We start from the raw sequence: 26,849 nt of genomic DNA, 5'->3' as shown, positions 1-26,849 counted from the left end.
CCCTGAATTGTCGCGCTTCGGGGGTGTAAGTACTTCCTGCGGGGGGAGGACCCACGGTCCTCTCTGAGGAGGACACCACCTCTGACCTCCTGCACCGGCTCCTCCGGCCGCCCTAGGCCACACGGATGAGGCCCCCGCGCACGCGCCGCAGGTCCGCGGAACAGGTGACCGCTACTCAACCGCCCGGAGCGGGCCGGGCACCCGGTGAGAGCGGCCCTTCCGCGGTCACCTCGTGAGCCGGGCGGTTTCTGAGGGCGAAGTCGATGGTCTCCAGCGCCCAGGACCAGGAGGCGTCGGCTGCGCGCGGAGTGTGGCGGAAGGCGCCCGCCATCTCCAGGCTCACGTACCCGTGGAACATGCTGCCCAGGAAGCGCACCGCGTCGGTCTGGTCGGGCTCGGGAAGGTCGTAGCCGCGCAGGATCGCCCGCGTCATCTCCGCGTGCCGGGGCCCGGCGCTGGCGGCCGCGGTCTCCGGATCGAGCTCGAACCGCGCCGCGGCGTACCGACCGGGATGTCTCGCGGCGTAGGCGCGGTAGGCGTCGGCGAACGCCACCAGCGCGTCCTTGCCCGCGCGTCCGGCCAGCGCGACGGCGACCTGGTCGGCCAGCTCCTCCAGGGCCAGCAGCGCCACCCGCACCTTCAGCTCCCGCGCGTTCTCGATGTACGCGTACAGGCTCGGGTCCCTGACCCCGAGCCTGCGCGCGACCGCCGAGACCGTCACCTTGTCGAAGCCGATCTCGTCGGCCAGCTCCGCCGCCGTCCGGGTGAGGCGTTCGGCGGTGATGCCCGCGCGAGCCATGGGACCTCCCGATTAACCTAGACAAATAAGTTGTTTGCCTAATTGTATTAGTTGAGCTAGCCTCGCCGAACATGAGACCGATCACTGAGAGTGACATCCGCAGCTCGTTCGTCAACTGCTCCAAGGGAGAGGCCAAGCGCCTGGGCGTCCCCACAGACCTCCAGGAGCGTCCCTGGGACGACCTCGACTTCCTCGGCTGGCGAGATCCCGGCGCCCCCGAACGCGCCTACCTGGTCGCCGAGCACGACGGCCGCCTCCTCGGCCTCGCACTGCGGGCGGTGACCGCGACCACCCGCGGCTTCACCTCGCGCGGCATGTGCTCGCTGTGCCTGACCACGCGAACCAGCGGTGGTGTGGCGCTGATGAGCGCGCGCCGCACCGGTGCGGCCGGACGCCAGGGCAACACGGTCGGGCACTACCTCTGCGCCGACCTGGCCTGCTCACTCCTCATCCGGGGCAAGAAGCAGACGTCGACCGGGGGAGACCTCGACGAGACCCTCTCCGTCGACCAGCGCATCGCCCGCACTCAGCGCAACCTGACCGCCTTCCTCGACAAGGTGATCAAGTGACCTCCTGAAGCCGGCCGGAGCCGGGCTCAGGAGCCGGGGCCGCGCAACAGCGGATGAACGCGCATCGCCGCCTCCAGCTCGCCGGGAAGGTCGTCGCGGTAGCGCCCGAGCGTCGACAGGTCCGCATGGCCCAGCACCCGCCGCACGGCGTCCATGTCGGTGGCCGCCGCCAGCAGATGCGTGGCCGTGGTGTGCCGCAGACCGTGCGGCGTGACACCGCGACGGCGCTCCGGCTCCACCCGGGCCAGAACGCGGTCGATCACGCCCTGCAGGTCACCGCGGACCAGGCGCTTCCCCCGCCACGACAACAACAACGCCTTGGGCTCGGCTCCCCGATCGAGGCGGGGCCGTCCCTCGGCCAGATAGGCGTCCAGCATCTGGGTGACCGCCTGGGGGAGCGGGACATCCCGGGTGCGTCCTCCCTTGCCGAAGATCCGCCAGTAACGCACGCCGCCGTTGACGAAGAAGTCCTCGATGTTGGCCCGGGTCAGCTCGGACACCCGCGGGCCCACCGCGGTCAGCAGCAGCACGATGAGGGCGTCCCGCAGCTCCGTGCGCTGATCGCGGCGCCCGCCGGCCTCGTCCGCGGCGGCGGCCGCCCGCCCCGCCGCCCCCACCAGGCCCTCGGCCTGTTCCAGGGTGAGGGCCCGGCGCTCGGCCCGCAGGCCGCCGCGCTCACGCGCGGACACCGTCGCGGCCCGCATCGGATTGAGCTGCACCCACCCGGCGACCGTGGCGTGCCGGAAGAAGGCCGACACCGACCTGCGGAACCTCGCCTGCGACGCCGCGCTCTGCGACGCCCCCGCCTCACCCGTGCGCCCGGCCGCCCTGCCCTGGCCGTCCGGCCGCCTGCGCCCGTCGGGCCGCCGGGCGAAACCGAGCAGGATCGCGTCGATGTCGTCACCGGCCAGGTCGTCGAGCACCCGGTCCGCGCCCGCGAGCTCCGCGAACGTGGCCACATCCCGGGTGTAGACCTCCGCGGTGCCGGGGGAGAACTGCCCCATCACGGCCTTGGCCCGCACCATCTCGGCGTAGGCGTCGACCGCCTCTTGAACGGTGACGTGCTGAAGGTCCGCGGGGCGCATGAGCCGGACCCTAGCGCCGGGCCACGACATAACCAGCGCTCCAGGCGGCCGGGGCAGGTTCGCGGTACGGCCCGTGGTCGAGCCTCGCCGGTCAGCGCGGCTTGGCCACGGTCAGCAGAACCGTGGAGTCCTCCAGCGCCTCGAGGCTGTGACGGGAGTCGGGCACGATGAGCAGATCCCCGGTCCGGCCGTCCCAGGACTCCTGTCCGGCCGACAACCGCACCCGCCCGCGCAGCACCTGCACAGTCGCCTCACCCGGATTGCCGTGCTCGCCCAGCACGGCGCCCTCGATCAAGGCGATGACCGTCTGCCGCAGCACGTGTTCGTGCCCGCCGTAGACGGTGTCGGAGCTGCGGCTGCCGTCGGCGGTGGCGGCCTGCTCGAGCAGCCGGCGGCTCAGCGCCTCGAGGGAGAGTTTCTGCATGTCACCGGTCCTTCCTCGGGAACGTGAAACCGCCGGGGCAGGGGAGAGAGGGGACACCGTCCCGTCAGCTCAGCCAGGCCCCGCACTGTGCGTCCTACCCGTCCCGCCAGTCTCCGAGTCCCAGAGATCACGTCTCCGTAGCCTTATTGATCTACAATGTAAAGGTACGGGGCTGAGAGCGAAACCACCAGCACCTGAAAACCAAAAACAAAGCATCTGGGGGAGCACTCACCGAGTCCCGCCGGTGCCGTCACGCCCCGGCCCCTCTCGCGCTTGCCGGTCCGGCAACAAGGTTTGTCAGCCGTAGCGGGGCGGGCGCACGATCTTCCCCAGATGGAGGTGCGACTTCGCATGGACGAACGAAGAGAACAGACCATGACCGCCACACCGGCGGGGGAGCGGAGCCATGACGTCGTGGTCGTCGGTGGCGGCGCCGCCGGACTGAGCGGGGCCCTGACTCTGGCCCGGGCACGCCGGTCGGTATTGGTGATCGATGCGGGCAGGCCGCGCAATGCCCCGGCCGCCCACGTCCACGGCTACCTGGGACGCGAAGGGGTGACGCCCGCGCGGCTACTGGCCACCGGCCGCGAAGAGGTGACCGGCTATGGCGGCGAGATCGTGGAAGGCGAGGTCGTCGCGGTCGAGCGGCTGGACGCCGGGGGTTTCCGCGTCGTACTGCAAGACGGGTCCGCCGTCGTGGCGGCCCGGTTGCTGGTGACCACCGGCCTGGCCGACGAGCTGCCCCCGGTGCCCGGCATCGCGCAGCGTTGGGGACGCGACGTGCTGCACTGCCCGTACTGCCACGGCTGGGAGGTACGCGACCAGGCGATCGGCGTCCTGGCCACCGGGTCGCTGGCGGTGCACCAGGCCCTGCTGTGGCGGCAGTGGAGCCGCAACGTGACCCTGTTCCTGCACACCGCCCCTGAGCCCGGGGACGACGAGTACGAGCGACTGGCCGCCCGCGACATCGCCGTGGTGGACGGGGAGGTGACGAACCTGGAGGTGACGGGGGACCGGCTCACCGGCGTGACCCTGGCCGGCGGCCGGGTGATCGCCTGCCAGGCCCTGGCGGTCCAGCCGGGACTGACCGCCCGCGCCGACGTCCTCGCCGGCCTGGGCCTCAAGACGACCGAGCAGGAGATGGGCGGTCACGTGTTCGGCAGCAACGTGGCCGCCGATCCGTCCGGCGCGACCGACGTCCCCGGGGTGTGGGTGGCCGGCAATGTTACCGGCCTGACCGACCAGGTCATCGCGGCCGCCGCCGCGGGCGTGCGCGCCGCCGCGGCGATCAATGCCGACCTGATCGCCGCGGACACCGAGCGCGCCGTCACCGCCCGCCGCGAGGAGACGGCGATGACCCCTGATGTCAACGCCATGTCGGACACGCCGGGCATCCCGCGTGGGAACACGACCACGATCCGAGCGTGAGCCTCCCGACGCCGGAAGAGGTCCTCGGCTCCCTCGACCCCCGGACGGGCAGTGGAAAGTGCAGCCCGGTCCGCGCCGCCGGCGGCCGTACGGGTGGGTGGTGGGGGAGCGGTGCGGTGGGGGAGCCGCGCCCGCCCAGCCACCCGCTTCCGTTGCCGCTGTGCCCGGCGGGCGACCTCCATCTCGGCCGCCGCACCGCCACGGGGCGGCCGGCGGGCGCTGGGGGAGCGTCTCGTCGAGGTCAACTGGTCGCGGTGGCGGGGTAGCCGGTCAGGGGTTGGGGGGTTCTGGAGCTGGTGAGGCGCTCTGCTGCCGCCATGACCCGCATCAGCGGTAGTCGGACCAGGGTGTCGCGCATGATGCGGCCGGTACGGGTCCTGGGCACCATGAGGCGGATGTTGGGGCCGATCTGCTGCCTCTGCTTCACCAGTTCGCGGTGGCGCTGCTGGTATCGGCGGAAGGCGAGTTCGTGGTCGCCATCGGCGGCCGCGAGTTCGCCGGCCAGTCGATAGGCGCCGATCAGGGCGAGTTCCGCGCCGGCGCCCGACGCCGGTGAGGCGCAGTAGGCCGCGTCTCCCACGAGGGCCACCCGGCCCGACGACCAGGACTCCATCTGGACCTGGCTGAGCGCGTCGAAGTAGAAGTCGGGGTCGGCGAGCGCCGTGTCCAGCAGCTCGCTGATCCGCCACGACGGCTCGGCGGCGAAGGCGTCGCTGATCAGGCGTTTTTGCTGCTCGACGTCGTGGTGGTCGTAGGTGATCTGCTCCTTGCTGCGGAAGATGAAGTACGCCTTGGCCTCGGCGTGGTTGCCCGAGCGGTAGATCCCGGCCATCTTGCCGGGCAGGTTGTACATCGTCACCCAGCGGTCTTCGCCCAGTGCCGCGTCGGTGCCGGCGAAGGCGAAGTAGTGGTCCTTGTGCCGCAGGAACTGCGATTCCTGTCCGAAGGCGAGGCGGCGGACGTGGGAATGCAGACCGTCTGCGCCGATGACCAGGTCGAACCGGCGGGCGGGGCCGTGCTCGAAGGTGACCTCGACGCCGTCGCCATCCTGCTCCAGCGTCGCGATGGAGTCTCTGAAGATGTACTCGACGTCGTCTCCGGCCGCCCGGTGGAGGAACGCCACCAGGTCGCCGCGCATGATCTCCACCCCGCCATCGCCCTGGGTGTCGATGCGCGCCATGGCGCGGTCCGCGGCGTTGACGAACTTCATCCCCATGACGTCGGTCGCGGCGGCGTGGACCTGCTCCATGATGCCCATCCGCTCGGCCACCTCGATCGCCTGGTCCCGTAGGTCGACTCCGTTGCCGCCGGCGCGCAGCGCGGGTGCGCGCTCGATGACGGTGGGCTGGAAGCCGTGCCGGGCCAGCCAGTACGCCAGGGTCAGCCCGGCGATGCTCGCCCCAGAGATCAGGATCCGGTTGTTCGTCCGCATGCTCTCTCCTACACTTAAGTGAAATGCTTGTTTCATTTAGACGATATGGAAGGGCCGTTTCAGATGTCAACACCCAATCCGCGACTCCGAGCGGACGCCGCCCGTAACCGGGAGCGCACGCTGGACGCGGCCAAGGCCCTGCTGGCCGACCCGGACGCCGCCATCACCGTCGAGGCCATCGCCGCAACGGCGGGGGTGAGCCCGGCGACCGTGGTCCGCGCCTTCGGCAACAAGGAGGCGCTCATCGACGCCGCCGTGTCCGGTCTGCTCGCGCCCCTCGTCCAGCGTGCGCGGGACCTGCTGTCCAGCACGGCCCCCGAAGAGACGCTACGCACCTTCCTCATCGAACTGATCGCGTTCCAAGCGGCCCATCACGCCATGAACGCCCAGCTCGACACGCTGAACCTGCCCGCCACCGAGGCCGAACGGGCCAAGCTGAACGAGGTCGTCCTCGACATGGTCGTCCAGGCCCGCGCGAGCGGTGCGATCCGTACCGACCTCGACCCGGCCGTCACCATGACACTGATCGGCGAGTGCACCTACGCGATCGCCAGGGCACGCGCCACCTCACCAGAACTGCCCGGCAGCTACGTCACGGTGCTCATGGACGGCCTACGCCCGCGATCACCCGGTTACGGTGCAGGGTCCCCGCTGCCGTAGGGGCGGGTGAGGATCTCCATGCTGTGGCCGACCGGATCCAGGAAGTACAGGCCGCGCCCGCCGTCGTTGTGGTTGATCTGCCCCGCCCTCTGGCAGGCCGGATCGGCGTAGTAGGTGATGCCGGCCTGCTGGATCCGCTCGAAGATGGCGTCGAATTCCGGCTCGGACACCAGGAAGGCGTAGTGCTGGGGAGCGATCGTGTCCTGGTCGCTGTCGGCGTAGTCCAGGGTGACGCTGTTGCTGGTGTTGATGGGCAGGAACGGCCCCCATTGCGCACCGACCTTCAGGCCCAGGAGGGTGGCCAGGAACTCGGCGGAGGCCTGCTTGTCCCGGGCGAGGACGATGGTGTGGTTCAACTCGACCGACATTGTGGAACGCCTCCAGATATGTCATCCGCGGGTGCGCGGCGAGGTGGATGACCGCGGTGCGGCCGACGCGAGGCCATCGCACGCCGGGCATGCGACCTCGGCGGGCACGCGCGCGACGAGCCGTCGGCAGCCGGCCTGCTCGTCGGATGAGGAAGAACTCGCGTGCGGCGGCGGTGTTCTCAGTACAGGCCGCGCACCGGAAGGCTGTCAAGGCACCCGCCAGCGATCTTGAACAAACCATGGTGATGAGGGGACCGGGCGGTATGCCGTTCGAGACGAGTGGCGAGCCGGTGAAGCGTCAGGTGACAGAGATTCCCTGAGAGACGAAACCATACAGAATGACGTTTCTGTATGGTTTGGCAGTTAATGTCCTATTCGGGACCTTAACGCGGCCGAACGGCGGCGGGCGGCCCGGCGGGCATTGCCGGTCGCCTGGAAGGCCTCCGATACTTGTCCGAGCCGCCTATCCGGGCGGTTATTGCGAGCGCTGCTTCCAGGGCTCGAGACGATCAGAAACGATCTTGAACGCCAGGCGGACCGGTCATCACGATCGATCGCCTTCGAGCCTGGTGATGTTCCGACGCCGACCCGGTCCGGTGGCGTGAGGCCGGGCTCGAGTCAATGCGAGCGGACACCGGCGTGTCGCCCCGCTCAACCCCCCGTTTCATGCATAATCGCACTTATGCATGACATGCTGGAGAGGTCTTTGTCCGGGTTCGCCGGGGGCCGGTCGTGACGGATGAGACGCCGGCGGCGGAGTGGCGGCTGCTGGAGGCCATCGACGAGTTCATCATCTCTCGCAAGCCGGCGAAGCCGTCGAAGCACACGATCAGTGCTTACCGCAGCGATCTGCGCATTATCGCTGAGATGCTGGCGGACCGGTCGGGCACGCAGGTCGGCGCGTTGCCCGTACGCGCGGTGAACGGCCGGCTGCTGCGCGCCTGTTTCGCGGACTTCTCCGATGAGCGGGCGGCGGCCAGCATTCTGCGGGCGTGGAGCGCGTGGAACCAGTTCCTGACGTTCTGTGTGGCCGAGGGGGCACTGGAGGGCAATCCGATGCCGGCGGTCCCCCGCCCGAAGCAGCCGTCAAAGCGGCCGAAGCCGTTCCTGGGCGACGGGTCGACGGCGCAGACGCTGCTGGAGCGGATCGCGGCGGGTGCGCGCAAGGCCCGGGATCCGTGGATCGAACGTGACCTGCTGGCGCTGGCCCTTCCCCTGGTCACGGGGATGCGTACGGCGGAGCTGCTCGGTGTGACGCTCGGTTCCATCGGCGGCTCCCCCGGTCAGCGGCGCATCCAGGTGACCGGCAAGGGCGGTAAGACGCGCTCGTTGCCGATCGAGGAGCCGATCGAGCGGCTGATCGAGGAGTATCTGCTGAGCCGGATGCGGCGTTTCGAGCTGAGGTCGCTCCCCCGCGATGCGGCGCTGCTGGTCGACAACCGGGGAGAGCCGCTGCAGCGGGGTGGCCTGCAGTATCTGGTGAAACAGTGCTACCGGCACGCCGGGATTCACGACCGCGTGCAGAAGGGCACGTTGCTGCACGCGCTGCGGCATGAGTTCGCGACGCGGACGGCGGAGGGCGGTGCGTCGGCGCATGCGCTGATGGTGCTGCTCGGTCACGCCTCGATCGTGACGGGCCAGAACTATGTCGAGGCGAGTGCCCGGGAGGTCCGGCACGCGGTGCAGGGCAATCCGGCCTACGGGGTGCTCGATCGGCTCCTCCCCCCGGACGGCGCCTGACGGGCGGCCGCCCGGGCGCCATGTCGGGTGAGCTGCGCAGGAGCGCGGCCGACCCGAGTGTCCCGCGGCTTTTTTCTGTCGTTTTGTGACATAGTCCGATCAACTGACCAGGCGGGGGCCGACAGAAGGACAGGGTTGGTGACAGTTTTCGCACGGGGTGGCCGTTTCGGCCGTTTGATCGTGACGATGTCGTTGGTGGCCGCGGCCACGGTGGTGGTGCCCGGTGTCCCTGGCGGGGTGGCGCGGGCGGACACCGATCCGCCGGCGGGGACGCCGCCGACGGTGAGCGTGGATCCGTTGCCGACCTGGCAGGTCAACGGGGTGGTGTGGAGCCAGGTGGTGGTGGGCAACACGGTGTACGCCACCGGCAGTTTCACCAAGGCGCGCCCGCCCGGCACGAGCACGGGCAGCCCGCAGGAGGTGAACCGCGGCAACCTCCTGGCCTATGACATCACCACGGGGAACCTGATCACCTCGTTCAGCCATTCGCTCAATGCGCAGGGCCTGCGGGTGGTGGCCTCGCCGGACGGTTCGCGGGTGTACGTGGGCGGTGACTTCACGACCGTCGACGGGGTGGCGCGCAACCATCTGGCGGCGTTCGACACCGCGACGGGTGCGCTGGTCACGGGTTTCGCGCCGTCGGTGTCGGCCCGGGTGCGGGCGATCGCGGCGACCAACTCGACGGTGTACTTCGGCGGCAACTTCTTCAACGTCGGCGGGTCGGCGCGGACCCGGCTGGCCGCGGTGACGGCCGCCACCGGGGCGAACATCTCGACGTGGCGGCCTACCGCCGACGACGACGAGGTGTTCGCGATGGCGTTGTCACCGGACGGGACGCGGGTCGTCATCGGCGGCCGGTTCCAGATGCTCAACGGTGCCGCGCATGTCGGGGTGGGGGCGGTGAACGCCTCGACCGGTGTGTCGGTGACGTGGAACAGCACGCCGGTGCCGGCGCGGATCGGCTCGAGTTACTCCTACCCCACCGATTTCCAGGTGGCGGGCACGACCTTGTACGCCTCGGAGGACGGTGAGGGCGGGCACTGGTTCGACGGCAGGTGGGCGGCCAACGTCGACACCGGGGATCTGATCTGGCTGGACAACTGTTACGGCGCGACCTACAGCGTCGCGCCGGTCGGTCAGGTGCTCTACAGCGTCTCGCACGCGCACGACTGCACGTCGCTGGGCGCGTTCCCGGACGTCGGCGGTGTGTGGCATCGGGCGCTGGCGGAGACGACCTATCCCACCGGCGTCGACCAGACTCCCCCGGGCTCCAACAGCACGATCTCCCACCAGCCCGTCCCGAGTCTGCTGCACTGGTTCCCGACGCTGGCCTCCGGTTCCTACACCGGGCAGTACCAGGCCGCGTGGTCGGTGGTCGGCACCGCCGACTACGTCGCGCTGGGTGGTGAGTTCCCCCAGGTGGAGGGCAAGGCTCAGCAGGGTCTGACCCGTTTCGCGGTGAAGGCGCTGGCGCCGAAGAAGATCGGCCCGGTCTCGTCCGGGGTGTCGGCTCCGGCGGCGACCGCGGTGGGCGGCGGCAAGGTCCGGGTGGCGTGGCAGACGACCTGGGACCATGACAACGTCAAGCTGACGTACGAGGTGCTGCGCGATGGGGGGTCCGCCCCGGTGTACACCACGACCGCGGACTCCACGTTCTGGAACCTGCCGTCCATCGGTTTCTTCGATGCCGGGCTGGCGCCGGGTTCCTCGCACACCTACCGGGTGCGGGTGAGCGACCCGGCCGGCAACTCCGTCACCAGTGCCACCTCCGCTCCGGTGACGGCCGGGAGCGGGACGGCGAGCGGGTACGAGAGCGCGGTCGTCGCCGATGGCGCCTCCGACCTGTGGCGTCTCGGTGAGGCGAGCGGCACGACCGCCTACGACCACGCGGGGTTCAACGACCTGACGACCGGGCCGGGGGTGAGCCGCGGCGCCGCGGGTGCGCTCGACGGTGACTCCGACACGGCGTCGGTGTTCGACGGGACCGACAGCGGGACGGCGGCGAGCAAGGCGGCGCCGACGCCGGGCGGTTTCAGTGTCGAGGCGTGGGTGAAGACCAGCAGCACCTCCGGCGGCAAGATCGTCGGGTATGGGAACCAGACGACGGGCGGGAGTTCGAACTACGACCGTCATCTGTACCTGACCAATGACGGGCGGGTGGTGTTCGGGGTCTACCCGGGGGGTGTCCGTACCCTGCAGAGCGGCACCGGGTTCAACGACGGTCAGTGGCACCATGTCGTCGGGACCCTCGATGCGGCGGCGGGCATGAAGCTGTACGTGGACGGGGCCCTGATCGGCGGGGACGCGGGCACCACGTCCGCGCAGGGGTACTCGGGTTACTGGCGGGTCGGCGGGGACAACCTGAACGGCTGGCCGTCGCAGCCGTCGAGCAACGACCTGAGCGGGGCGATCGACGAGGTCGCCGTCTACCCGGCGGCGCTGACGGCGGCCCAGGTCGCCGAGCACCATGGGGTGGGCGTGGGCACGGTGACGCCGAACCAGCCGCCGTCGGCGGCGTTCGCGTCGTCGTGCACGCTGCTGGAGTGCACGTTCGACGCCTCCGGTTCCGCGGACGGGGACGGTTCGGTGAGCAGTTACGCGTGGGACTTCGGGGACGGCTCGACCGGCTCCGGGGTGAACGTGTCGCACACCTATGCGGCGGCGGGCGACCGTGCGGTGACGTTGACGGTCACCGACAACGATGGGGCCACCGACGAGGTGACGCACACGGTGTCGCCGTCGGCTCCGCCGTCGCCGGCGCTGGCCGGTGACACGTTCACGCGTACGGTGAGCGGTGGGTTCGGGACGGCCGACACCGGCGGGGCGTGGACGACCACCGGGACGGCGGCCAATCTGTCGGTCGGCGGGGGTGCCGCCACGATTGCGTTGCCGACGGTGAGTGCGGGGCCCGGCGCGTATCTCAACGGGGTCTCCACCACGGACGCCGATGTGGCCGCCACGGTCGCCAGTGACAAGGTCGGTACCGGTAACGGGGTGTACTTCTGGCTGGCGGGCCGCAGGGTCGCTGGTGCGGGTGAGTACCGGGCCCGGATCCGGTTGCGTCCGTCCGGGGTGGTCTCCCTGCAGGTGAGCCGGACCGACGCGGCCAACGCCGAGACGGCGATCGGCGCGGAGCAGACGGTGTCGGGGCTGACCTATGCGGCGGGGACGGTGCTGCGGATGCGGGTGCAGGTCGTGGGCGCCTCCCCCACGGCGTTGCAGGCCAAGGTGTGGGCGGACGGGACGGCCGAGCCTGCGTCGTGGCAGGTCACGGGCACCGATTCCACCGCCGGGCTGCAGGTGGCGGGGAGTGTGGGAGTGCGCACGTATCTGTCCGGTAGTGCCACCAACGCTCCCGTCACCCTGACGCTGGACGACTTCACGGCGGTCAGGACGAACCCCTAGGGCCGGCGCGGGGAGCGTGCAGGAGGGTGGTGGCGGGTCGTCGCCGGTCGTTAGTGGCCCGGGCTGTGCAGCAGGGGGTACAGCTCCCGGGGTGCGTCGACCAGTGAGGGCCCGTACCAGGTCAGGTGGCGGCCGCTGACCAGGGCGGTGCCGATGCCGGGGAAGCTCTCGGGTCCGTCGTCGGCGGTGAAGCGGTACGGCTCGTCGGGCAGGACGACCAGGTCGGGGCGGGCGGCGCGGATCTGGTCGAGGGGCATTTTGGGGTAGCGCTCGGGGTGGCCGGCGAAGACGTTGTCCACGCCGAGCCTGGCCAGGACGTCGCCGGTGAAGGTGTCGCGGCCGACGACCATCCAGGGCCGCCGCCAGATCGGGATGGCCGCGGTGCGGCGGCGGGCGGGTGCGGGGCGGGCCCAGGCTCGTTCGGCGTCGTCGAGCCAGCCGGGGGCGGGCACGTGGCAGGCGTCGGTGAGCATGCGGCGCAGGGACAGCAGTGCCTCGTCCACGGTGCGGATCACCGTCAGCCAGACCGCGATCCCGTCGGCCCGGAGTTGGTCGAGGTCGGGGGTCCTGTTCTCTTCGATGTTGGCGAGGACGACGTCGGGGCGCAGTGCCCGGATGCGGTCCAGGTCGGGGTTCTTGGTGCCGCGGACCCGGGTGACGTCGAGCCCTGCCGGGTGGCTGCACCAGTCGGTCGCCCCGACGAGCAGCCCGGGTGCGGTCATCGCGACGGTCTCGGTCAGTGAGGGGACCAGCGAGACGATCCGGCGCACCCGCTCCGGGAGGGGGACCGGCGCTCCGGTGTCGTCGTGCGGAACCGTCATGGGACCACCGTAGACAACGAACGCCGGGTCGAGCCGTGGCAGAGTCGGAGCATGGACTACCTCCCCCATTTCCACCGTGAGATCCAGGGTTTCCTGGCCGCCGCCCGTCAGGCGGCCGGCGCGGGCACGACGGCCCTGGTGCCGTCCTGCCCCGGCTGGTCGGTGTCGGATCTGGTGCTGCACCTGGGCGGGGTGCACAGGTATCTCACCCCTGTGCTCCGGGACCGGCTCTTGAAGCCGCCGGACCCTGCCGATCTCACCGTCCTGGACCTGCCCGCGGACCGTGCGGGCTGGCCCGTGCCGGAGCAGGCCCCCAACCGTGGGCCGATGCCCCCCGGCATGATCGACTGGTTCGCCGAGGGGGCGTCCGCCCTGGAGGCGCAGTTCCGCGGCGGTGACCCGGGCGAGCGGGTGTGGACCTGGTCACGAGAGCAGACCGCCGGGTTCTGGCTGCGGATGCAGACGATCGAGGCGGCCGTGCACCGCTGGGACGCCGAGAGCGCGGTCGGGGAGCCGCAGCCGGTGGAGGCGGAACTCGCGGCGGACGCCGTCGGCCAGACCTTCGAGGTCATGGCTCCGGCGCGGCGCGCCTGGAGGCAGGCACCGCCGGGGGCGGGTGAGCGGTTCCGGTTCCGGCAGACCGACGGTTCCGGCAGTTGGACGGTGCATTTCGACGGTGACCAGGTCCTGCTCACCGACGGCGACCTGCCGTGTGAGGCCGAGCTGGCGGGTACGGCCTCGGACCTGATGCTGTTCCTGTGGCGGCGGATCCCGGCGGACGGGCTGGAGGTGCGGGGCGGCGAGGGTGTGTCCGATCGCTACTTCGTCCTCGTCCCGCCGGTGTGAGCGGGACCGTGCGTTATTTGAGGAGCTGGCGGGCCATGACGACGCGCTGGATCTGGTTGGTGCCCTCGTAGATCTGGGTGATCTTGGCGTCCCGCATCATCCGCTCCACCGGGAAATCACGCGTATAGCCGTAACCACCCAGCAACTGCACCGCGTCCGTCGTGACGTCCATCGCCACATCCGAGGCCAGGCACTTGCACGCCGACGACACGAACGTCAGGTCGGGAACCTTCTCCCCCAGCATCGCCCGCTCCGACTTCACCGCCGCGTGATAGGTGAGCTGGCGGGCCGCCTCCAACCGCATCGCCATGTCGGCGACCATGAACTGCACGCCCTGAAAATCCGACACCGGCCGGCCGAACTGACGGCGCTCCCTCACATACCCGATCGCATAGTCCAAAGCGCCCTGCGCGATGCCCAACGCCTGCGCCGCGATCGTGATCCGCGTGTGGTCCAAGGTCGCCAGCGCGGTCTTGAAACCCGTGCCCTCCGCCCCGATCAGCCGATCCCCCGGGACCCGCACGTTCTCCAGGACCACCTGGCGGGTCGGGGACCCCTTGATGCCCAGCTTGCGCTCCTTCGGCCCGAACGAGACCCCCGGGTCGTCCTTCTCCACGACGAACGCCGAGATCCCCCGGGCGCCGGCGGCCGGGTCGGTGACGGCCATCACCGTGTAGAACTCCGACACCCCGGCGTTGGTGATCCACGCTTTGGTGCCGTTGAGCACCCAGCCGTCGCCGTCGCGCACCGCCCGGGTCTTCATCGCGGCGGCGTCCGACCCCGCCTCCGGCTCCGACAGGGCGTAGGAGAACATCGCCTCACCCCGCGCCACCGGCGCCAGGAACCGCTTCTTCAGCTCCTCCGACCCCGACAACAGAATCGGCACCGTACCGAGCTTGTTCACCGCCGGGATCAACGACGACGACGCGCACGCCCGCGCCACCTCCTCGATCACCACCACCGTCGCGAGGGCGTCTGCTCCCGCGCCCCCGTAGGCCTCGGGGATGTGGACGGCGTGCAGGTCGTTCTGCACGAGTGCGTCCAGGGAGTGCTGGGGGAACTCGGCCGTCTCGTCGACCTCCGCGGCGCGGGGGGCGATGGTGGCGGTGGCGAGCTCGCGGACCGTCCGGCGGAGCAGTTCGTGCTCCTCCGAGGGCGCGTACGCGGGGAAGTCGTCACTCACGGGTGGGGTTTCCTTTCCGGGGTTGCCGTCGGTTCAGACGTTGCGGCGGTACTGGCCGCCGACTTCGAAGAACGCTTCGGTGATCTGCTGGAGGCTGCACACCCGGGCGGCGTCCATGAGCTCGGCGAAGACGTTGCCGTCGGTGCGCGCGGTGTCCTTGAGCCGGGCCAGGGCGGTGTGCGCGGATTCGCGGTTGCGGTCCTGGAAGTCGCGGACGCGGCGGAGCTGGGAGCGTTTCTCCTCTTCGGTGCCGCGGGCGAGTTCCACGGTGGCCGGGGCGGTCTCGTCGGCGCGGGGGTTGCGGAAGGTGTTGACACCGATGAGGGGCAGGGTCCCGTCGTGCTTGCGGTGCTCGTAGAGCATGGACTCGTCCTGGATGCGGCCGCGCTGGTAGCCGGTCTCCATGGCGCCCAGCACTCCGCCGCGTTCGCTGATCCGGTCGAACTCGGTCAGGACCGCCTCTTCGACCAGGCGGGTGAGCTCGTCGACGATGTAGGAGCCCTGGAGGGGGTTCTCGTTCATCGCCAGTCCCCATTCGCGGTTGATGATGAGCTGGATGGCCAGGGCGCGGCGTACGGAGTCCTCGCTGGGGGTGGTGACGGCCTCGTCGTAGGCGTTGGTGTGCAGGCTGTTGCAGTTGTCGTAGATCGCGGTGAGGGCCTGCAGGGTGGTGCGGATGTCGTTGAAGGCCATCTCCTGGGCGTGCAGGGACCGGCCGGAGGTCTGGACGTGGTACTTGAGCTTCTGTGACCGCTCGTTGGCTCCGTACCGGTCCCGCATCGCGACCGCCCAGACGCGGCGGGCGACGCGGCCCAGGACGGTGTATTCGGGGTCCATGCCGTTGGAGAAGAAGAACGACAGGTTGGGGGCGAAGTCGTCGATGTTCATGCCGCGGGCGAGGTAGGACTCGACGTAGGTGAAGCCGTTGGCGAGGGTGAAGGCGAGCTGGCTGATCGGGTTGGCCCCGGCTTCGGCGATGTGGTAGCCGGAGATCGACACCGAGTAGAAGTTGCGTACCTGCTGGGCGATGAACCATTCCTGGATGTCGGCCATCATCCGCAGGGAGAACTCGGTGGAGAAGATGCAGGTGTTCTGGCCCTGGTCCTCCTTGAGGATGTCGGCCTGTACGGTGCCGCGCACGGTGGCCAGGGTCCGGGCCCGTACCTCGGTGGCCTCGGCGGGGGTCGGCTCGCGGCCGTGGGCGGCGCGGAAGGCGTCCAGGCCCTGGTCGATGGCGGTGTTGAGGAAGAACGCCAGGATCGTGGGGGCCGGTCCGTTGATGGTCATCGACACCGACGTGGCGGGGTCGCTGAGGTCGAAGCCGTCGTAGAGGGCCTTCATGTCGTCCAGGGTCGCGATGGACACCCCGGAGGTGCCGACCTTGCCGTAGACGTCGGGGCGTTCGCCGGGGTCGCGGCCGTAGAGGGTGACGGAGTCGAACGCGGTCGAGAGCCGGGTCGCCGGGCTGTCGGCCGACAGCAGCTTGAAGCGGCGGTTGGTGCGGAACGGGTCGCCTTCGCCGGCGAACATCCGTGCGGGGTCCTCGCCGTCGCGTTTGAAGGGGAACACGCCGGCGGTGAACGGGAAGTGGCCGGGCAGGTTCTCCTCGCGCAGGAAGCGCAGCAGTTCGCCGTGGTCGGTGTAGCGCGGCAGTGCCACCCGCGGGATGGTGCTGCCCGACAGTGATTCCCGGGTGAGGGCGGTGTAGAGCTCCTTGTCGCGGATCCGTACGACCTGCTCGTCGCCGGAGTAGGCCTCCACCACGGCGGGCCAGCGGTCGAGGAGGCCGGTGCTGTCGGGGGTGAGGTCGTGGCGGGCCTGGTCGAGCAGTTCGGTGACGGCGTCCGCGGGTGCTCCGGTGAGTTCGTCGCGGACGGCGGCCAGCCGTTGCGCGCGCTGCGCCGCGGCGACCTGGCGGGCGGTCTCGGCGTGGTAGCCGCGGACCGTCTCGGCGATCTCCGCGAGGTAGCGGACGCGGGAGGGCGGGACGATGTGCGCGGCGCCGGTGGAGGCGCGGGTGGTGACCGGCGGGAGGACTCCGGGCTGCAGCGGCAGGCCGTGCCCGGCGAGCAGCCCGGCCAGGTGCTGGTAGAGGGCGGTGACGCCGTCGTCGTTGAAGGTGGCGGCGCTGGTGCCGAAGACCGGCATGTCGGCGGGCTTGGCGCCGAACGCCTCCCGGTTGCGGACCAGTTGCCGTGCCACGTCGCGCATGGCGTCCTCGGCGCCGCGCCGCTCGAACTTGTTGATCGCGACGACGTCGGCGAAGTCCAGCATGTCGATCTTCTCGAGCTGGGAGGCGGCGCCGAACTCGGGTGTCATGACGTACAGCGAGACGTCGACGACGGGCACGATGGCGGCGTCGCCCTGCCCGATGCCGGGGGTCTCGAGGATGACCAGGTCGTAGCCGGCGGCCTTGCACGCCTCGATGACGGTGTCGATGCCGTCGGGGAGTTCGCGGCCGGCTCCGCGGGTGGCCAGGGACCGGAAGAACACGTGCTCGCCGTCGAGGGCGTTCATGCGGATCCGGTCGCCGAGGAGGGCGCCGCCGCCGCGGCGGCGGGTGGGGTCGACCGCCAGGACCGCGACCCGGAGCTTGTCCTGCTGGTCGTTGCGCAGGCGCCGGATGAGTTCGTCGGTGAGTGAGGACTTGCCGGAGCCGCCGGTGCCGGTGATGCCCAGCACGGGGACGTTGCGGGCGGACGCGGCCGCGGCGAGGGTGCGGCGGTCGGGGTCGGGGAGCCGGCCGGCCTGCAGGCAGGTGATGGTGCGGGCCAGTGCGGGCCGCTCCCCCGCCAGCACCGCCTCGACCGGTGCGGGCCGGCGGGTCAGGTCGACGTCGCAGTCGCGCACCAGTTCGTTGATCATGGCGGGGAGGCCGAGGCGCTGGCCGTCCTCGGGTGAGAAGATCCGCACTCCGGCGTTGGAGAGCCGGGTGATCTCCTCGGGCACGATGACTCCGCCGCCGCCGCCGTAGATCTTGACGTGGCCGGCGCCGGCTTCGTTGAGCAGTTCGGCCAGGTATTCGAAGTACTCGACGTGGCCGCCCTGGTAGGAGCTGACGGCGACGCCCTGGACGTCCTCCTCGAGTACGGCGTCGACGACCTCGCTGACCGAGCGGTTGTGGCCGAGGTGGACGACTTCGGCGCCCTGTGACTGCAGGATCCGCCGCATGATGTTGATCGCGGCGTCGTGGCCGTCGAACAGGGCCGAGGCCGTGATGAAGCGCACCGGATGCTCCGGGGTGTGGAGTGGGCGGTCATCGCCAGGGCGCGTCACAGGGATCCTCCCGAGCACTCTTGGACGTTAAATATTTTGAAGTTAAAGTAATCAGTGTAGTCGAACCCGTCAAGAGCGGCGGGCCGCCCCCGGCCCCCGGAGAGGTGGTGAGGTCCGCCATGGCCCCGCGCGTCCCCGCGGACGGCATCGCCTCCCCGGCCCAGGTCACGTACGGTGGGCCGGTGCCCAGTCCAGAGACCTTCGATCCCATCGCCGAAGCGCACCGCCAGTGGAGCTCCCGCTGGCCGCAGCACGCCGACCACATGGCGGCCGTCACGTCGGTGATGCGGGTGCAGCAGCTGCTGCTCAGCCGGATCGAGGACGCTCTCAAGCCGTACGGGCTGACCTTCGCCTCCTACGAGGCCCTGCGCCTGCTGGCCTTCTCCCGGGCCGGCGCGCTGCCCATGGGCAAGATGGGCGAGCGCCTCATGGTGCACCCCGCGTCGGTGACCAACGCGATCGGCAGGCTGCAGCAGCGCGGGCTCGTCGAGCGCCACCCCTCCACCGACGACCGGCGCGTCGTCCTCGCCAAGATCACCCCGGAGGGGCGGGCGCTCGCCGAGGAGGCGACGACGGCGCTCAACCAGGCGGCCTTCGGGCTGCCCGATCTCGGCCGGGCCCAGGCCGCCGAGGTCACCGTCCTGCTGCGCGCCCTCCGGGTGTCCATGGGCGACGTGGCCGCCGAGTAGGACCCGGCCCTGCCGGAGGGACCGGTACGGCTGGTTCGGCTCAGCCGGTGAAGATCGAGGGCTGGCGGTCCTTCCACGGCACCGCCTGCTCCAGCTGCGCCGCGACCCGCAGCAGCAGGTCCTCCCTGCCGTGGGCGGCGATGAGCTGCACCCCGATCGGCAGCCCCTGCCGGCTCTCCCCCAGCGGCAGGCTGATCGCCGGGTTGCCGGAGACGTTGAACGGCGCGGTGAACGGCCCGTACTCGAACATGCGGCGCAGCCAGGAGCGCGGCGTGTGCTCGGGGTCGTCGTAGTCGAGGGTGCCGTGCGGTGCCGGGAGCCGCCCGAGCGTCGGCGTCACCAGCAGGTCGTGGCCGGTGAAGAACAGGCCGATGGGGCGGGTCACCCGGTGCTGGGCGTCGATCCCCGCCATGACGTCGAGCGCGGTGCACGCCTCGGTCTCGGCCAGGACCCGCCGGGAGACGGCCTCGAGCAGCGACCGGTCGATCCGGCGGGGCGCCCGCAGCAGCGCGGCGCCGGTCGCGGTCACCACGAGCATCGACGCCTCGACGACCGCGTCGGCGTCGACGGGCGGGCTCGCCTCGGTCACGGTGTGCCCGATCCACTCCAGCACCCGGCCCGCGGTGACGGTGACCTCGGCGACCTGCGCGTCGACCGGGGTGCCCGACCAGGCGGCGGTGGTGATCGCGATCCGCAGGCGGCCGGGATCGGCGCGCAGCTCCTCGGGGTAGGGGCGGGCCGGTGGCGGCGCGGTGTACTTCTCACCCGCCACCGGGGCGGTGACGGCCTGCAGCAGGTGCGCCGCGTCGCGGACGGTGCGGGTGAGGGCGAACTCGGCGATGTGCCCGAACCCGCTCTCGCCGACCATCGGCCCGCAGGGGGTGCGGCCGCGGCTCGGCTTCAGGCCGACGACCCCGCAGCAGGACGCCGGCACGCGCAGTGAACCGGCCCCGTCGTTGCCGTGCGCGAGCGGCACCGCCCCGGCGGCGACGAGCGCGGCCGACCCGCCGCTCGACCCGCCGACGCCCCGGTCCAGCGCCCACGGGTTGCGGGTCGGACCGTACCTGACCGGCTCGGTGGAGAAGCTCAGCCCCAGCTCCGGGGCGGTGCTCTGGCCGAGCGTGACCAGGCCGGCGGCGCGGAACCGGGTCATGAGGTCGGCGTCGGCCATAGCGACCGCACCGCGGAGGGCGCGGCTGCCGAGCGCGAACGGCACACCGCGCGCGAACGGGCCACTGTCCTTGATCACGAACGGTACGCCGGCCAGCGGACCGCCGGGATCATGGTCGAGCGCCTCCTCGAACGGCGGCATCGTCAGCGCGTTGAGGTCGGCGTGGGCACGGGCGAGCGCGCGGCGGGCGACCTCCTCGACCTCGGCCGCGCTCACCTCACCGGCCCGGATCAGCGCGCTCAGGCCGACCGCGTCCAGGCTCGCGTACTCATGCGGTTCCAGTGGTCCGGCTCCTCGGCTGCTCGGCTCGTGGCGGTGCCCAGCCTGGCGCACGCCCCGGCCCGGGCACCACCGTATTTACCGGCCACCGGAGCCCCCCAGAGCCGCCAAGGCCGGGCGCACGCCGGGCCGGGGCTCAGCCCATGACCGGCAGCAAACAGTAAATAAAGTTTTCTGTTAGTTTGTTCCGGTGGACCGGCAGGTGGTGAGACGTGGCCGGATCGCGGTGGCCGCGGCGTTCGCGGTGCACGGGGCGGTCACCGGCAGCTTCGCCACCCGCATCCCCTGGCTCCAGGAGCATCTGCACGCCGGCCCCGGCGAGCTCGGGCTGGCGCTGCTCGCGCCGGCGGTCGGCTCGATCGTGGCGATGCCGATGGCCGGGCGCCTCGTCCACCGGCTCGGCGGCCGGGCCGCGACCCGGTGGCTGCTGGGCCTGTGGGCGGTGATGCTGGCGTTCCCGGCGCTCGCGCCCGACCTGCCCGTGCTGTGGGTGACCCTGCTGGTGTACGGGGCGGTGGCCGGCATGGGCGACGTGGCGATGAACGCCCAGGGTGTGGTGGTCGAGCAGCGGATCGGCCGTTCGATCATGTCGGGGCTGCACGGCATGTGGAGCGTCGGAGGCCTGGTGGGCGGCGCGGTGGGGATGCTCGCCGCGCAGGCGCGCATCGACGCCCGCATCCACCTGGGGGCCATGGCGGTGGTGCTGCTCGTGGTCAGCGTCGTCACCGGCCGCCGGCTGCTGGACACCCGCGCCGACGAGGAACAGCCCGCGCCGCCCCGGTTCGTCCTGCCCTCCAGGAGCGTGCTCGTCATCGGGCTGGTCGGCTTCTGCGCGGTGTTCGGCGAGGCGGCGGCCCAGGACTGGTGCGCGGTCTACCTCAAGCAGATCACCGGGGCCTCCCCGGGCGTGGCGGCCGGCAGCTTCACCGCGTTCGCGTTCACCATGGCCGCCGGGCGGCTGTGCGGCGACCTGGTGGTGCGCCGGCTCGGTGCCGTGCTCACCGTGCGGATCAGCGGGGCGCTCGCCGCGCTCGGCGGGGTCCTGGTCGTGCTCTCCCGCACTCCCGTGCCGGCGATCGCCGGGTTCATGCTGATCGGCCTGGGCGTGGCGGTGGTCGTGCCGCTGGTGTTCGCCGCCGCGGGCAACGCCGCCGCGACCCCGAGCGAAGGTGTCGCCGGTGTGGCGACGATCAGTTACACCTCGGGGTTCATCGCGCCGAGCGCGATCGGCGGCATCGCCGCCGCGACCAGCCTGTCGGTGTCGTTCGCCCTGGTCGCGGCGCTGTCGGCCGCCACGATGCTGGGCGCCGGCGCGCTGGTGAGGCGGCCGGAGGCCACCGGCTGAGCGCGGCGCCCCGGCGTCACGGCACCACGGTCACGGGCCAGCGGCCCGCCCGCACCAGCCGTACCGCGACCGAGCCGATCAGGCGGTGCCCGGCCTGCGCGGAGGCGCCCACCACCACGGCGTCGGCCTTGACCTCGTCGGCGACGCGGGCCAGCGCCGCGAAGGCGTCACCGCGCTCGTCACGGAACTCGTAGCGGACCGGGCTGTGCGCGGCGGCCTGCTTCGCCTCGGCCCGCAGCTCGTCGGCGACCTGCTGGTCGGCCTCGCGCATCGCCACGGCACCGCCCGGGGTCGCCGCGCCCAGCCCGCCGACCCCGGCGACGTGGACCAGGACCAGGCGGGCGTCCTGGCGGCGGGCCAGGCCCCACGCGTACGCGGCGGCCCGCAACGAGGTCTCCGACCCGTCCACCCCCGTCACGATCACCTTGGGCCCGTCGGTGCCCAGCTCGAAGAACGCCTCGGCTGCCATCACCCCTCCCCTCTCTTCACACTAGGTCGCCGCGCGGAGCCTCAGCCGCGGGGCGGCTGGCCGTAGACGCGGTCGACGTGCAGGCGCAGCACCAGCCGCCGGTCCCGCACCATCGCGGCCCGGTAGTCGTTCCAGTCGGGGTGCTCGCCCTGCAGGGTGCGGTAGAGCCCGATCAGCTCCTCCACGGTGGCGTCGCCGGGGTCTTCGGCGACCGGGCTGAGCTCGGCGGTGCCCTCGGCGACGACGTACGCCCAGAAGTCGTCGGTGGTGACGTGGAAGGCGGCGCGCGGGTCGCGGCGCAGGTTGCGGGTCTTGACCCGGTCGTCGGTGATCGAGACCCGCAGCAGCCGGGCGTCGTCGTCGTAGGCGTAGACGACGTTCGACAGCTGCGGCCTGCCATCACCGTGCAGCGTCACCAGCACCCCGCGCCTCCCCTCGCCGAGCAGCTTCCGCAGGGCGTCCTGATCGGCCATGGGCTCTCCCTCCCGCATGTGGTCGTTCCTCGATCCTGCCTCACCCGGGCGCCCAACGCGCCGGACCGACCAGTCGGTATGTTATGCAGGGAACCGACAGCCCCCTTCGTCGCCCCTACGGAGACCCGATGGTGAGCACACCTCCCGTGGACGCGGCGGCCCTCGGCCGCCGCGTCGAAGACTTCCTGGCCGCCCACGATCCGGCCGCCACCGGGCGGCTGGAGTTCCTGCGCGCCCGGTTCGACGCCGGGCTCGCCTGGGTGCATTTCCCGGCCGGGCTCGGCGGGCTCGGCGCTCCCCGGTCCCTGCAGCAGCGGGTGGACGAGCGGTTCGCGGCGGCGGGCGCGCCCGACAACCAGCCGCGCCGCATCGGGATCGGGCTGGGCATGGCGGCCCCCACCATCCTGGGGTTCGGCACCGAGGAGCAGAAGGCGCGCTGGCTGCGGCCGCTGTGGACCGGTGAGGAGGTGTGGTGCCAGCTGTTCAGCGAGCCCGGTGCCGGATCGGACCTGGCGGCGCTGGGCACCCGGGCGGTCCGCGACGGCGACGACTGGGTGGTGACCGGCCAGAAGGTGTGGACGTCGATGGCGCACGAGGCGCGCTGGGCGATCCTGGTCACCCGCACCGACCCCGACGTTCCCAAGCACCGCGGCATGACCTACTTCGCCTGTGACATGACCGCCCCGGGGGTGGAGGTGCGGCCGCTGCGGCAGCTCACCGGCGAGGCCGAGTTCAACGAGGTCTTCCTCACCGAGGTCCGCATCCCCGACGCCCACCGGCTCGGCGAGGTCGGCGACGGCTGGCGGGTCGCGCAGACCACGCTGATGAACGAGCGGGTCGCCATCGGCGGCGGCTCGGTGCCCCGCGAGTACGCGATGATCGGCATCGTCTCCGGCACCTGGCGGGAGCGGCCCGAGCTGCGCACCCCCGGCCTGCACGAGCGGCTGCTGGGGCTGTGGGTGGAGTCCGAGGCGGCCCGCCTGACCGGGCTGCGGCTGGGCCAGCAGCTCGCCGCCGGGCAGCCCGGCCCGGAGGGGTCCGCGGCCAAGTACGCCTTCGCCAAGCTCAACCAGGAGATCTCCGGGTTCGAGCTGGAGCTGCTCGGCGAGGACGCGCTGCGCTACGACGACTGGACGATGCGCCGCCCCGACACCGTGGACTTCGTGGGCCGCAGCGCCGGCTACCGCTACCTGCGGGCCAAGGGCAACTCCATCGAGGGCGGCACTTCGGAGATCCTGCGCAACATCATCGCCGAGCGGGTGCTCGGCCTGCCGGGTGAGATCCGGGTCGACAAGAACGTCGCGTGGAAGGACCTGCCCAAGTGACCGATCTGCTCTACGGCGACGACGAGAACGACCTGCGCTCGGCGGCACGCGCCCTGCTCGAGGACCGGGCCCCCTGGCCGTCGGTGCTCGCCCGCACCGAGACCGACGAGCCCTACGATCCGAAGCTGTGGCGCTCCCTCGCCACCGAGCTCGGCTGCGCGGGGCTGGCGGTGCCCGAGGAACTCGGCGGGGCCGGCGCCTCCTGGCGGGAGGCCGCCGTGGTGGCCGAGGAACTCGGGCGCGCGGTCGCCCCCGTGCCGTTCCTCGGCAGCGCCGTGATCGCCACCGCCGCGCTGCTCGCCGCCGGCGACCCGGACCTGACCGGCGAGCTCGCCGCCGGTGCCCGCACCGCGGCGCTGGCGGTGCCGTTCTCCACCGACCCGCACGCCCCCTACCCGGCCACCGTCACCGCGGAGGGGGACGTGCTCACCGGCACCGTGCGCAGCGTCGCCGACGCGCTGCCCGCCGACGTGCTGCTGGTCCCGGCCGGCGGCGACCTGTACGCGGTCGAGGCGTCCGCCGTGACCCGCACCCCGGTGGTGTCGCTGGACATGACCCGCAGGCTGTGCGACCTGCGGTTCACCGCGGCCCCGGCACGGCCGGTGGCCCGCGGTGAGACGGCGGTGCGCGCGGGCCTGCTGACCGGCGCGGCCGTGCTCGCCTCCGAGCAGCTGGGCCTGGCCGAACGCTGCCTGGAGATCACGGTCGAGTACCTCAAGACCCGCTACCAGTTCGGCCGGCCCATCGGCTCCTACCAGGGGCTCAAGCACCGGCTCGCGGACCTGTGGGTGGCGATCACCCAGGCGCGTGCGGTGGCCCGGTACGCCGCCGCCTGCGCCGCCGACGGCGACCCCGACACCCCGGTCGCGGTCGCCGTCGCGCAGGCGCACTGCTCGGCCGTCGCCGTCCGGGCCGCCGAGGAGTGCGTGCAGATGCACGGCGGTATCGGCTTCACCTGGGAGCACCCCGCGCACCTGTTCCTCAAGCGGGCCAAGAGCACGGCCATCGCGCTCGGCACCCCCGACCGGCACCGGGCCGCCCTCGCGGGCCTGGTGGACCTGCCCGGCTGAGCCGCCCGCCCGGGGGGCATCGCCCCCCGGGGGCGGGTCTCAGTACGCCACGGCGACCAGCGCCCGGTGGTGGGCGGGGGTCTCGATCTCGTCGATGAGGGCGACCGCGAGGTCGGCGTAGGAGAACACCGCCCCCTCCCCCGCGGGCAGCACCTGCCGCCCGCCGGTCCGGTACCGGCCGGTGCGCGGGGCCTGGTCGTCCAGCACGGTCGGCGGCGGGGCCACCACCACCCAGTCGACCCCCGGGCCCGCGGCATTCAGCACCTCCAGCTCGGCCGCGTGCCCGAGGGAGAACGCGCGTGCCTCCGCCGGGAAGCCGGGCGCGTCCAGCACCCGCACACCGGGCGCCGTCTCCAGCGTGGTGCCGATGCCGATCGCCAGCAGCCGCCCGACGCCCGCCCGCTCCAGCCCCTCCAGCAGGGCCCGCGTGGCGGCCGTGTAGAACTCCCGCGACGGCACGTCCAGCCGGGCGGCGGCGTTGATCGCCGCGTCGTGCCCGGCGGCGGCCGCGGCGACACCGCCGGCGTCGGTGACGTCACCGGCGACGACGTCCACCCCGGCACCGGCCAGGTCCGGGTGCCGGGCCGGGTCACGCACGACCGCCGTGACCTGGTGCCCGCGGGCGGCGGCCTCGGCGACGGCACGGCGGCCCGCCCGCCCTCCCGCGCCGAAAATAACGATCTTGCTCATGGTGGGGACTCCGTCCGGCCCGGGCCCGCGGTGATCGCGGGCCGATGGCGCGGACGCTAGTCGGCGAGGTCCTGGTTTCCGCAACGATAGTTACGTACCTTGGCGAGAGTGAGTCGGCCACTGGACCCTGAGATGTTCGCCGGATGCGCGCCCGGCCCCGCCCCGATCCGGATCGGCGGCAAATGGACCGCCAAGATCATTTCCTGTCTGCGGGAGGGGCCACGGCGTTTCACCGAGCTCCAGGTGCCCCTGCGCGGCATCACCCCCAAGGTGCTCACCGAATCGCTGCGGGCCATGGAACGCGACGGGCTGATCACGCGCTCGGCCTACGCAGAGATCCCGCCCCGGGTCGAGTACGAGCTGACCCCGCTCGGCCGCACCCTGCTGGAGCCCATGGCCGCCTGCTGCGCCTGGTCGCGCAGTCACCTGCCCGAGCTCCTCGACGCCCGCGACGCCTACCACGACCGCGCCCCGGCCGGCCCGTGGCCGGACCGCTGAGCCGGCACCCGGCGCGGCCCGCGGCGGCGGGCACCGGCGCCCCGGCCGGGCTCAGCACCGGGCGGCGCGGCGGGCCCGCCCGTTCCCGCCCCGGCGGCGGCTGAGGACGCCGGTGACCGGCACGCCGCGGGAGCGGGCGTTCGTCCGCGCGCACACCCGCCTGACCCGGGTGCCGTACGTGCCCGAACTGCGCCTGCACCTCGCCGCCGGAACGGGCAGTGGGACAGGCGGCGCGACGGGCGACGAGGTGTACGGGCTGTGGGAACAGGCCGGGCGGCTGCCGTTCTGGGCGTTCGCCTGGGCCGGCGGGCTGGCGCTGGCCCGCCACGTCCTCGACCACCCCGCCCTCGTACGGGACCGTACCGTCCTCGACCTGGCCTCGGGCTCCGGTCTCGTCGCGATCGCGGCGGCGCTGGCCGGCGCCGCGGCCGTCACCGCCGCGGAGGTCGACCCGCTCGCCGCCGCGGCCATCGCCCTCAACGCCGCCGCCAACCGTGCCGCCGTCGGCGTCACCCTGCAGGACCTGCTCGACGGGGACGGCGGCGACGCCGAGGTGGTGCTCGCCGGGGACGTGTTCTACGAGGAGCCCATGGCGCGCAGGGTGCTGCCCTTCCTCCGGCGGGCCCGGGCCCGGGGCGCGCGGGTCCTGGTCGGCGACCCGGGCCGCGCCTACCTCCCGCGGGAGTGCTTCACCCCCGTGGCGTGCCAGACGGTGCCGACCTCGCGGTGCCTGGAGGACGCCGAGGTCAAACAGGTGACGATCTGGCGGGTCTGAAACCCGTGGTCGCCGGTGTGAGCGGTACC

Annotated in this window: 25 protein-coding genes; 13 read left to right on the top strand and 12 right to left on the bottom strand. The window is 72.0% G+C overall.

The genetic code is table 11. The annotated features are described in order from the left end of the window. Positions 1-175: 175 nt before the first annotated feature. Positions 176-799: a TetR/AcrR family transcriptional regulator gene (locus ACRYCC_RS17585; protein WP_433813338.1), complete on the bottom strand. Its 624-nt coding sequence runs from the start codon at positions 797-799 to the stop codon at positions 176-178. 71 nt (positions 800-870) lie between these two features. On the opposite strand from ACRYCC_RS17585, the gene ACRYCC_RS17580 reads away from it, so the two are divergent. Next, a complete protein-coding gene (locus ACRYCC_RS17580) occupies positions 871-1,368 on the top strand; it encodes an FBP domain-containing protein (RefSeq protein ID WP_433813336.1) in 498 nt (165 codons plus the stop codon). Between the two features lie 26 nt (positions 1,369-1,394). Here ACRYCC_RS17580 and ACRYCC_RS17575 read toward each other — a convergent pair whose 3' ends face one another. Continuing rightward, on the bottom strand, positions 1,395-2,453 hold the full coding sequence (locus ACRYCC_RS17575; protein ID WP_433813334.1) for a tyrosine-type recombinase/integrase: 1,059 nt from the start codon (positions 2,451-2,453) through the stop codon (positions 1,395-1,397). 91 nt (positions 2,454-2,544) lie between these two features. After that, entirely contained in the window at positions 2,545-2,877 is a 333-nt protein-coding gene (locus ACRYCC_RS17570) for a cupin domain-containing protein (protein ID WP_433813332.1), read from the bottom strand. Between the two features lie 351 nt (positions 2,878-3,228). On the opposite strand from ACRYCC_RS17570, the gene ACRYCC_RS17565 reads away from it, so the two are divergent. Further along, positions 3,229-4,305, top strand: coding sequence for an NAD(P)/FAD-dependent oxidoreductase (locus ACRYCC_RS17565; protein ID WP_433813331.1), 1,077 nt, complete (start codon positions 3,229-3,231; stop codon positions 4,303-4,305). A 241-nt stretch (positions 4,306-4,546) separates the two neighbouring features. On the opposite strand, the gene ACRYCC_RS17560 is transcribed toward ACRYCC_RS17565, so the two are convergent. Continuing rightward, complete coding sequence (locus ACRYCC_RS17560; protein WP_433813329.1) at positions 4,547-5,737, bottom strand: FAD-dependent monooxygenase; 1,191 nt, start codon at positions 5,735-5,737, stop codon at positions 4,547-4,549. A gap of 63 nt (positions 5,738-5,800) precedes the next feature. On the opposite strand from ACRYCC_RS17560, the gene ACRYCC_RS17555 reads away from it, so the two are divergent. After that, on the top strand, positions 5,801-6,397 hold the full coding sequence (locus tag ACRYCC_RS17555) for a TetR/AcrR family transcriptional regulator (protein ID WP_433813327.1): 597 nt from the start codon (positions 5,801-5,803) through the stop codon (positions 6,395-6,397). On the opposite strand, the gene ACRYCC_RS17550 is transcribed toward ACRYCC_RS17555, so the two are convergent. Next, a complete protein-coding gene (locus ACRYCC_RS17550; RefSeq protein ID WP_433813326.1) occupies positions 6,370-6,765 on the bottom strand; it encodes a VOC family protein in 396 nt (131 codons plus the stop codon). The two genes, ACRYCC_RS17555 and ACRYCC_RS17550, sit on opposite strands and share 28 nt — an antisense overlap. Positions 6,766-6,911: 146 nt before the next feature. Here ACRYCC_RS17550 and ACRYCC_RS17545 point away from each other — a divergent pair, with 146 nt between their 5' ends. The 3 genes from ACRYCC_RS17545 to ACRYCC_RS17535 all read left to right on the top strand — a co-directional run bounded on the left by ACRYCC_RS17545 (position 6,912) and on the right by ACRYCC_RS17535 (position 11,910). Beyond that, positions 6,912-7,085: a hypothetical protein gene (locus ACRYCC_RS17545; RefSeq protein WP_433813324.1), complete on the top strand. Its 174-nt coding sequence runs from the start codon at positions 6,912-6,914 to the stop codon at positions 7,083-7,085. 412 nt (positions 7,086-7,497) lie between these two features. Further along, complete coding sequence (locus ACRYCC_RS17540; protein ID WP_433813322.1) at positions 7,498-8,505, top strand: tyrosine-type recombinase/integrase; 1,008 nt, start codon at positions 7,498-7,500, stop codon at positions 8,503-8,505. A gap of 138 nt (positions 8,506-8,643) precedes the next feature. After that, complete coding sequence (locus tag ACRYCC_RS17535; RefSeq protein ID WP_433813320.1) at positions 8,644-11,910, top strand: LamG-like jellyroll fold domain-containing protein; 3,267 nt, start codon at positions 8,644-8,646, stop codon at positions 11,908-11,910. Positions 11,911-11,960: 50 nt separating this feature from the next. On the opposite strand, the gene ACRYCC_RS17530 is transcribed toward ACRYCC_RS17535, so the two are convergent. Beyond that, positions 11,961-12,731: a helical backbone metal receptor gene (locus ACRYCC_RS17530; RefSeq protein WP_433813318.1), complete on the bottom strand. Its 771-nt coding sequence runs from the start codon at positions 12,729-12,731 to the stop codon at positions 11,961-11,963. Positions 12,732-12,782: 51 nt separating this feature from the next. Here ACRYCC_RS17530 and ACRYCC_RS17525 point away from each other — a divergent pair, with 51 nt between their 5' ends. Next, positions 12,783-13,577, top strand: a complete 795-nt coding sequence (locus tag ACRYCC_RS17525) for a maleylpyruvate isomerase family mycothiol-dependent enzyme (protein WP_433813316.1) — start codon at positions 12,783-12,785, stop codon at positions 13,575-13,577. Between the two features lie 13 nt (positions 13,578-13,590). On the opposite strand, the gene ACRYCC_RS17520 is transcribed toward ACRYCC_RS17525, so the two are convergent. Together ACRYCC_RS17520 and icmF are read right to left on the bottom strand one after the other, a co-directional pair. Then, positions 13,591-14,760, bottom strand: a complete 1,170-nt coding sequence (locus ACRYCC_RS17520; protein WP_433813314.1) for an acyl-CoA dehydrogenase — start codon at positions 14,758-14,760, stop codon at positions 13,591-13,593. Between the two features lie 33 nt (positions 14,761-14,793). Then, positions 14,794-17,988 carry a fused isobutyryl-CoA mutase/GTPase IcmF gene (gene icmF / locus ACRYCC_RS17515; RefSeq protein ID WP_433813312.1) on the bottom strand — a complete coding sequence of 1,065 codons (3,195 nt, stop codon included), beginning with the start codon at positions 17,986-17,988 and terminating at the stop codon, positions 14,794-14,796. 230 nt (positions 17,989-18,218) lie between these two features. Here icmF and ACRYCC_RS17510 point away from each other — a divergent pair, with 230 nt between their 5' ends. Further along, entirely contained in the window at positions 18,219-18,725 is a 507-nt protein-coding gene (locus ACRYCC_RS17510) for a MarR family transcriptional regulator (RefSeq protein ID WP_433813310.1), read from the top strand. A gap of 40 nt (positions 18,726-18,765) precedes the next feature. Here ACRYCC_RS17510 and ACRYCC_RS17505 read toward each other — a convergent pair whose 3' ends face one another. Next, positions 18,766-20,229 (bottom strand): amidase, encoded by a 1,464-nt coding sequence (locus ACRYCC_RS17505; protein WP_433813308.1) that lies wholly within the window; start codon positions 20,227-20,229, stop codon positions 18,766-18,768. A gap of 148 nt (positions 20,230-20,377) precedes the next feature. Here ACRYCC_RS17505 and ACRYCC_RS17500 point away from each other — a divergent pair, with 148 nt between their 5' ends. Then, positions 20,378-21,520, top strand: a complete 1,143-nt coding sequence (locus tag ACRYCC_RS17500; RefSeq protein WP_433813306.1) for an MFS transporter — start codon at positions 20,378-20,380, stop codon at positions 21,518-21,520. 16 nt (positions 21,521-21,536) lie between these two features. Here the strand turns inward: ACRYCC_RS17500 and ACRYCC_RS17495 are convergent, their stop codons facing one another. Both ACRYCC_RS17495 and ACRYCC_RS17490 read right to left on the bottom strand, forming a co-directional pair. Beyond that, the gene (locus ACRYCC_RS17495) at positions 21,537-21,989 is read right to left on the bottom strand and encodes a universal stress protein (protein WP_433813305.1); all 453 of its coding nucleotides are present in this window, start codon (positions 21,987-21,989) and stop codon (positions 21,537-21,539) included. A 41-nt stretch (positions 21,990-22,030) separates the two neighbouring features. Beyond that, the gene (locus ACRYCC_RS17490) at positions 22,031-22,462 is read right to left on the bottom strand and encodes a PPOX class F420-dependent oxidoreductase (protein ID WP_433813304.1); all 432 of its coding nucleotides are present in this window, start codon (positions 22,460-22,462) and stop codon (positions 22,031-22,033) included. A 128-nt stretch (positions 22,463-22,590) separates the two neighbouring features. Here ACRYCC_RS17490 and ACRYCC_RS17485 point away from each other — a divergent pair, with 128 nt between their 5' ends. Both ACRYCC_RS17485 and ACRYCC_RS17480 read left to right on the top strand, forming a co-directional pair. Further along, the gene (locus ACRYCC_RS17485) at positions 22,591-23,787 is read left to right on the top strand and encodes an acyl-CoA dehydrogenase family protein (protein WP_433813302.1); all 1,197 of its coding nucleotides are present in this window, start codon (positions 22,591-22,593) and stop codon (positions 23,785-23,787) included. Further along, positions 23,784-24,857, top strand: coding sequence for an acyl-CoA dehydrogenase family protein (locus ACRYCC_RS17480; protein ID WP_433813300.1), 1,074 nt, complete (start codon positions 23,784-23,786; stop codon positions 24,855-24,857). The genes ACRYCC_RS17485 and ACRYCC_RS17480 overlap by 4 nt, the downstream gene beginning before the upstream one ends. A 39-nt stretch (positions 24,858-24,896) precedes the next feature. Here the strand turns inward: ACRYCC_RS17480 and ACRYCC_RS17475 are convergent, their stop codons facing one another. After that, a complete protein-coding gene (locus tag ACRYCC_RS17475) occupies positions 24,897-25,547 on the bottom strand; it encodes an NAD(P)-dependent oxidoreductase (RefSeq protein ID WP_433813299.1) in 651 nt (216 codons plus the stop codon). Between the two features lie 108 nt (positions 25,548-25,655). Here ACRYCC_RS17475 and ACRYCC_RS17470 point away from each other — a divergent pair, with 108 nt between their 5' ends. Next, positions 25,656-26,045, top strand: a complete 390-nt coding sequence (locus ACRYCC_RS17470) for a winged helix-turn-helix transcriptional regulator (RefSeq protein WP_433813297.1) — start codon at positions 25,656-25,658, stop codon at positions 26,043-26,045. Positions 26,046-26,157: 112 nt separating this feature from the next. Continuing rightward, positions 26,158-26,820: a class I SAM-dependent methyltransferase gene (locus tag ACRYCC_RS17465; protein ID WP_433813296.1), complete on the top strand. Its 663-nt coding sequence runs from the start codon at positions 26,158-26,160 to the stop codon at positions 26,818-26,820. The last annotated feature ends 29 nt before the right edge of the window (positions 26,821-26,849 follow it).

Origin of the sequence: Actinomadura scrupuli (assembly GCF_050971785.1) — a bacterium.
Taxonomy (GTDB): domain Bacteria; phylum Actinomycetota; class Actinomycetes; order Streptosporangiales; family Streptosporangiaceae; genus Actinomadura_E; species Actinomadura_E scrupuli.
Note: the sequence above shows the minus strand (reverse complement) of the source record. Positions and strands in the feature narration are given on the sequence as shown.

Bases quoted from the DNA above. Each gene is read 5' to 3' on its own strand.
- ACRYCC_RS17525 (WP_433813316.1), top strand. From the start codon at position 12,783: ATGGACTACCTCCCCCATTTCCACCGTGAGATCCAGGGTTTCCTGGCC.
- ACRYCC_RS17560 (WP_433813329.1), bottom strand. From the start codon at position 5,737: ATGCGGACGAACAACCGGATCCTGATCTCTGGGGCGAGCATCGCCGGG.
- ACRYCC_RS17585 (WP_433813338.1), bottom strand. From the start codon at position 799: ATGGCTCGCGCGGGCATCACCGCCGAACGCCTCACCCGGACGGCGGCG.
- ACRYCC_RS17495 (WP_433813305.1), bottom strand. From the start codon at position 21,989: ATGGCAGCCGAGGCGTTCTTCGAGCTGGGCACCGACGGGCCCAAGGTG.
- ACRYCC_RS17490 (WP_433813304.1), bottom strand. From the start codon at position 22,462: ATGGCCGATCAGGACGCCCTGCGGAAGCTGCTCGGCGAGGGGAGGCGC.
- ACRYCC_RS17545 (WP_433813324.1), top strand. From the start codon at position 6,912: ATGAGGAAGAACTCGCGTGCGGCGGCGGTGTTCTCAGTACAGGCCGCG.
- ACRYCC_RS17580 (WP_433813336.1), top strand. From the start codon at position 871: ATGAGACCGATCACTGAGAGTGACATCCGCAGCTCGTTCGTCAACTGC.
- ACRYCC_RS17575 (WP_433813334.1), bottom strand. From the start codon at position 2,453: ATGCGCCCCGCGGACCTTCAGCACGTCACCGTTCAAGAGGCGGTCGAC.
- ACRYCC_RS17570 (WP_433813332.1), bottom strand. From the start codon at position 2,877: ATGCAGAAACTCTCCCTCGAGGCGCTGAGCCGCCGGCTGCTCGAGCAG.
- ACRYCC_RS17485 (WP_433813302.1), top strand. From the start codon at position 22,591: ATGGTGAGCACACCTCCCGTGGACGCGGCGGCCCTCGGCCGCCGCGTC.
- ACRYCC_RS17530 (WP_433813318.1), bottom strand. From the start codon at position 12,731: ATGACGGTTCCGCACGACGACACCGGAGCGCCGGTCCCCCTCCCGGAG.
- ACRYCC_RS17475 (WP_433813299.1), bottom strand. From the start codon at position 25,547: ATGAGCAAGATCGTTATTTTCGGCGCGGGAGGGCGGGCGGGCCGCCGT.
- ACRYCC_RS17550 (WP_433813326.1), bottom strand. From the start codon at position 6,765: ATGTCGGTCGAGTTGAACCACACCATCGTCCTCGCCCGGGACAAGCAG.
- ACRYCC_RS17555 (WP_433813327.1), top strand. From the start codon at position 5,801: ATGTCAACACCCAATCCGCGACTCCGAGCGGACGCCGCCCGTAACCGG.
- ACRYCC_RS17565 (WP_433813331.1), top strand. From the start codon at position 3,229: ATGGACGAACGAAGAGAACAGACCATGACCGCCACACCGGCGGGGGAG.